5 protein-coding genes and 1 pseudogene are annotated in these 4871 nt (G+C 64.4%); 4 read left to right on the top strand and 2 right to left on the bottom strand.

Annotated features, from left to right (window positions below):
• The 4 genes from secD to JWR89_RS08975 all read left to right on the top strand — a co-directional run.
• The coding region (gene secD, locus JWR89_RS08990; protein ID WP_299714558.1) for a protein translocase subunit SecD at positions 1–1071 on the top strand (1071 nt) is incomplete at its 5' end.
• 16 nt (positions 1072–1087) lie between these two features.
• On the top strand, positions 1088–2092 hold the full coding sequence (gene secF / locus JWR89_RS08985; RefSeq protein ID WP_299714556.1) for a protein translocase subunit SecF: 1005 nt from the start codon (positions 1088–1090) through the stop codon (positions 2090–2092).
• Between the two features lie 2 nt (positions 2093–2094).
• Positions 2095–2478, top strand: coding sequence for an Mth938-like domain-containing protein (locus tag JWR89_RS08980; RefSeq protein WP_299714553.1), 384 nt, complete (start codon positions 2095–2097; stop codon positions 2476–2478).
• Positions 2475–3326 (top strand): phytoene/squalene synthase family protein, encoded by an 852-nt coding sequence (locus JWR89_RS08975; protein WP_299714550.1) that lies wholly within the window; start codon positions 2475–2477, stop codon positions 3324–3326. Before JWR89_RS08980 ends, JWR89_RS08975 begins: the two co-directional genes overlap by 4 nt.
• A 143-nt stretch (positions 3327–3469) precedes the next feature.
• On the opposite strand, the gene JWR89_RS08970 is transcribed toward JWR89_RS08975, so the two are convergent.
• A complete protein-coding gene (locus JWR89_RS08970) occupies positions 3470–4558 on the bottom strand; it encodes a serine/threonine protein kinase (RefSeq protein ID WP_299714547.1) in 1089 nt (362 codons plus the stop codon).
• A 28-nt stretch (positions 4559–4586) separates the two neighbouring features.
• Positions 4587–4871: pseudogene (locus tag JWR89_RS08965) on the bottom strand (FADH(2)-oxidizing methylenetetrahydrofolate--tRNA-(uracil(54)-C(5))-methyltransferase TrmFO); the annotation flags it as partial.

The following is a 4871-nucleotide window of genomic DNA, read 5'->3' as shown; positions in this document are numbered from 1 at the left end:
GTCGAGCCGCTGATCCAGCGCCAGGGTATCGACCGCATCCTGGTACAGGTGCCCGGCCTGCAGGATCCGACCCGCCTCAAGGAATTGCTCGGCAAGACCGCGAAACTCGATTTCCGCATGGTCGATTCGTCGATCTCGCCGGAGCAGGCGACCCAGGGCAGGGTGCCGCCGGACTCCGAAGTGCTGATGAGTTCGCAGTCGCCGAAGACGCCCTATGTGGTGAAGAAAGAGGTGCTGGTTTCCGGCGCCGACCTCACCGACGCGCAGCCCGGCTTCGACCAGCGCTCCAATGAGCCGATCGTCTCGTTCCGTTTCAACACTTCAGGCGCCCGCAAGTTTGCTGACGCGACGCTGAAGAACGTCAACCTGCCGTTCGCGATCGTGCTCGACAACGAAGTGGTGTCGGCCCCGGTGATCCGCGAACCGATCACCGGCGGCTCCGGCCAGATTTCCGGCAGCTTCACCGTGCAGGGCGCCAACGACCTGTCGATCCTGCTGCGCGCCGGCGCCTTGCCGGCGCCGCTGACCATCATCGAAGAGCGCACCGTCGGTCCCGGTCTCGGCCAGGACTCGATCGAGAAGGGCGAACTTGCGGCCTATGTTGGCTCGATCCTCGTGATCATCTTCATGTTGCTGACCTACCGCTTGTTCGGCCTGTTCGCCAACATCGCGGTGGCCATCAACGTCGCCATGATCTTCGGCGTGCTGTCGCTGCTCAACGCGACGCTGACGCTGCCGGGCATCGCCGGCATCGTGCTGACCGTCGGCATCGCGGTGGATTCCAACGTGCTGATCTACGAGCGCATCCGCGAGGAACTGCGCGGCGGCCGTACGGCGATCTCGGCGATCGACGCCGGCTTCAAGCGTGCGCTATCGACCATCCTGGATTCCAACATCACCACCTTCATTGCCGCCGCCGTGCTGTTCTATATCGGAACCGGCCCGGTACGCGGTTTCGCCGTGACGCTCGGCATCGGCATCGTCACCACGGTCTTCACCGCCTTCACCGTCACCCGCCTCATCGTTGCAGGCTGGGTGCGCTGGAAGCGGCCGACCAGCGTGCCGATTTGAGATTGCGGAGCAGGCTGTGACACATATCGTTCTCATCGGGCTCGCTGCCCTTATCGTGGTCCTGAGCATCGTCAGCGCCATGGGCTGGCTGCCGGCGCTGCGCATCGTCCCTGACGATACCCGCTTCGACTTCACGCGGTTTCGCCGCATCTCGTTTCCGATCTCGGCTCTGTTGTCGATCCTCGCAATCGTGTTGTTCTTTACCCACGGGCTGAATTTCGGCATCGACTTCAAGGGCGGCACGCTGCTGGAAGTGCAAGCCAAGAGCGGCACCGCCGATATCCCGGCGATGCGCGCGACGCTTGGTGGACTTGGGCTGGGTGAAGTGCAGATCCAGCAGTTCGGCGGCCCCGCCGACGTGCTGATCCGCGTGGCCGAACAGCCGGGTGGCGACGCCGCCCAGCAGGCAGCGGTGCAGAAGCTGCGCGGCGCGCTCGGCGACAACGTCGAATACCGCCGCGTCGAAGTGGTCGGGCCGCGCGTTTCCAGCGAGCTGCTGGCCTACGGCATGCTCGGCCTGATGGTCGCGATCCTCGCCATCCTGATCTATCTCTGGTTCCGCTTCGAATGGCAGTTCGCCTTGGGCGCCATGATCGCCAACGTCCACGACATCGTGCTGACCATCGGCTTCATGTCGGTGACACAGGTCGAATTCGACCTCACCAGCATCGCGGCGCTGCTGACGATTCTCGGCTACTCGCTGAACGACACCGTCGTCATCTACGACCGTATCCGCGAGATGCTGCGACGCTACAAGAAGATGCCGATGCCCGAATTGCTCAACGAGTCGATCAATTCGACGCTGTCGCGCTCGATCATCACCCACGTCACCGTGACGCTGGCGCTGCTCGCGCTGCTGCTGTTCGGCGGCAATGCAATCCACTCCTTCACGGCGGTGATGATGTTCGGCGTCGTACTGGTCGGCACCTATACCTCGATCTTCATTGCGGCGCCGATCCTGATCTATCTCGGCGTCGGTGAAAAACGCGACACCGCGCCGGACAATCCGAAGAAGGCGTGAGCATGCCGGTTCCTCCCGAGGCACCGCATCTTCCGCGCTCGGCGTCCATCGAGGCCTATGGCAACGGTGGCTTCCATTTCGACACCATGTCGCACAAGGGCTCGCTGCTGTGCCTGCCCGACGCGATGTGGGCGTGGCCGGTGACAAAGCCCGGCGACATCGACCGCCACACGCTGAAACGCGTGTTCGAGAATGCCGCGGGCATCGATACGCTGATCATCGGCACTGGTAACGAGGTCTGGATCGTTCCGCGCGATTTGCGCGAGGCGTTGCGCAACGTCCATGTGGTGATCGATGCGATGCAGACCGGCCCCGCCATCCGCACCTACAATGTGATGATCGGCGAGCGCCGCCGCGTGGCGGCAGCCTTGATCGCGGTGCCATGAGCGCCGATGCGGCTTCGGCCGCGTTCTGTGCGGATCTGGTGCGTCACCACGATTTCGAGCGCTACGCTTCCACGCTGTTCGTGCCGGCCGGTAGCCGCCGCGCGCTGCTGGCGCTGTATGCGTTCAATACCGAGATATCGCGCGTCCGCGACCACGTCAGCCAGCCGTTACCCGGCGAAATCCGTCTGCAATGGTGGACCGACATGCTGGCCGGCACGGGGCATGGCGACGTCGAGAGCAACCCGGTCGCGGCCGAACTGCTGCTGGCGATCCACAGCCATCAACTGCCGGTCGATCGGCTGTCGAAGCTGATCGATGCCCATGTGTTCGATCTCTACAACGATCCGATGCCGGACCTCGCGGTGCTGGAAAGCCATATCAACGACACTTTCTCGACCCTGTTGGCGCTGTCGGCGAAAATTCTCGGCCACGCCTCCGAGGGCATCGAGCAGGCCGCCGATCACGGCGGGCTCGCGCAAGGCGTCGCGCGGATGATCGCGACGCTGCCGTATGACGCCGCGCGGCGACAACTGTTCCTGCCGCAGGACATGCTGATCCAGCACGGCGGCAGCGCCGAGGAAGTCTATGCCGGCAAGATCACGCCCGCGATCCGGGCGACGCTGGACCAGTTGATCTCAGGCGCGCGCGAACAATTGGCGACGGCGATGGCCCTGCTGCCGCAGGTGTCCGCCGAAGCGCGCGCTGCGTTCCTTCCGCTGGCGCTGGTGGTACGCGATCTGGAACGGATCGCGGACGCGGCGCACGATCCGTTCGCGCTGCATGTGCCATCGCGGCTGCGAACGCTGTGGACGCTGTGGCGGGCGCCGCGGTCGAAGGTGTTTTTGTAAGTCGCAGCGTGCACCCGGCCTATCCGCCGTCATTGCGAGAAGCCCTTGCGACGAAGCAATCCAGACTGTGCGTCTGGCTCTCTGGATTGCCGCGTCGCTTCGCTCCTCGCAATGACGGCTGACGGGTCTTGGACCCCAAGTCCTTACGCTGTCGGCGTCTCGAAATTGAACCGGTCGCGCAGATTCTTCCGCGACTCCAGAATGCCCTTCAGAAACACGCGGTCCGCATCCGAGCTCATCAGCGGCTCGATCAGGTCGAGCTGGTTCATCGCCACCAGTTGCAGAATTTCGGTGCGGATGTTTCCCGTGGCGTCGCGCGGCAAAGCGGAGACGACTTGCAAATGTTCCGGTGGCTTCGGGCCCTTGGCAGACGCCAGCGCAGACTGGAGCTGCGGTTCCAGCGCGACGTCGTCGGCTTCGACGAAGGCATACAGCCCGACGCCGCTGCGACGATCGGCGAAAGCGACGATCGAGACGTCGCGCACCGCCGGATTTTGCCGGATCAGCTCGGCCAGCGGCGGCGCATCGTTGACGAGGCGTCGGCCGCCGCCTTCGCGGTCGGTGAAGTTGAAGATGCCCCGCGTAATGCCGCGATAGACCTTCTTGCCGGTCATCAGCCAGATCCGCGCGAAGCCGGACTTCTTGGCCAGAATTTTCTTTTCCATCGGCGTCAGCAATTCCGGCGCGTAGGAGCGCTTGTGCTTCAGGAGATGACGCAGGTCCTCATAGGCGGCGATGCGGAACAGGCGGGAGCGGCTCTTGAAACAGACCGCGAGCTGGAAGTCGGTGACATAGGCCAGGCCGTCGGTGCCGCGCAGCCAGTTCTGCTCTTTCGCGAGATCGTTGTGGCAGACGCCCATGCGATGCAGTTTTCGCAGCGCGACCTTGGCGGAGTGGAAGTAGTTGCGGTCGCCGTAAGGCTTGGCGAGATGCAGCGCCACGCCATCGATGAAGCCGCGCACCAGCGCCTGCTCGCCGGCCCACAGCAGTTCCGGCCCGACATGGAGATCGCGCGCCAGCGTCAGCGCACGACGTTCCCGGGTGAACAGATGCTGCGCGACGACGTACGACCACCACGGCACCTGATCGAGCCGGCGCAGTACGGCATCGACTTCACCGCCGTTGCGACGAAACCGGCCGCGCTCCACAGTGGAGAACACGTCGCGCTTCAAGAGCACGCCTTCGGTCCAGTTGGCGGACAGCGCGGCGGCGTCCTGTTTCGGCAAACTCATGACTCGGTCCTGAAATCCAATGCGCGCGTTACGCCGCGACTGCGGCGGCGGGCAGGCTGGCTTTGATCCAACCATCCATATCGGCGAGCGCGCGGGCGCTCATGGCCTGCTTCTTGGCGACGGTCTTCTCGTTGCCGCGCAGCCTTCCGCCTTCAGCGTTCTTGGTCGGCGCTTGCGCCAGCGGCGGAAACAGGCCGAAGTTGATGTTCATCGGCTGGAACGAGCGCGGGCCGGCATCGACCGTCTCGATGTGGCCGCCGGTGATGTGGCCGAGCAGCGAGCCCAGCGCCGTGGTGGCCGGCGGCGGTGTCAG

Origin of the sequence: Tardiphaga sp. (genome assembly GCF_028290785.1) — a bacterium.
Taxonomy (GTDB): Bacteria; Pseudomonadota; Alphaproteobacteria; order Rhizobiales; family Xanthobacteraceae; genus Tardiphaga.
Note: the sequence above shows the minus strand (reverse complement) of the source record. Positions and strands in the feature narration are given on the sequence as shown.

Excerpts from the sequence above, each read along its gene's own strand:
- JWR89_RS08980 (WP_299714553.1), top strand. The coding sequence starts at position 2,095 with ATGCCGGTTCCTCCCGAGGCACCGCATCTTCCGCGCTCGGCGTCCATC.
- JWR89_RS08975 (WP_299714550.1), top strand. The coding sequence starts at position 2,475 with ATGAGCGCCGATGCGGCTTCGGCCGCGTTCTGTGCGGATCTGGTGCGT.
- JWR89_RS08970 (WP_299714547.1), bottom strand. The coding sequence starts at position 4,558 with ATGAGTTTGCCGAAACAGGACGCCGCCGCGCTGTCCGCCAACTGGACC.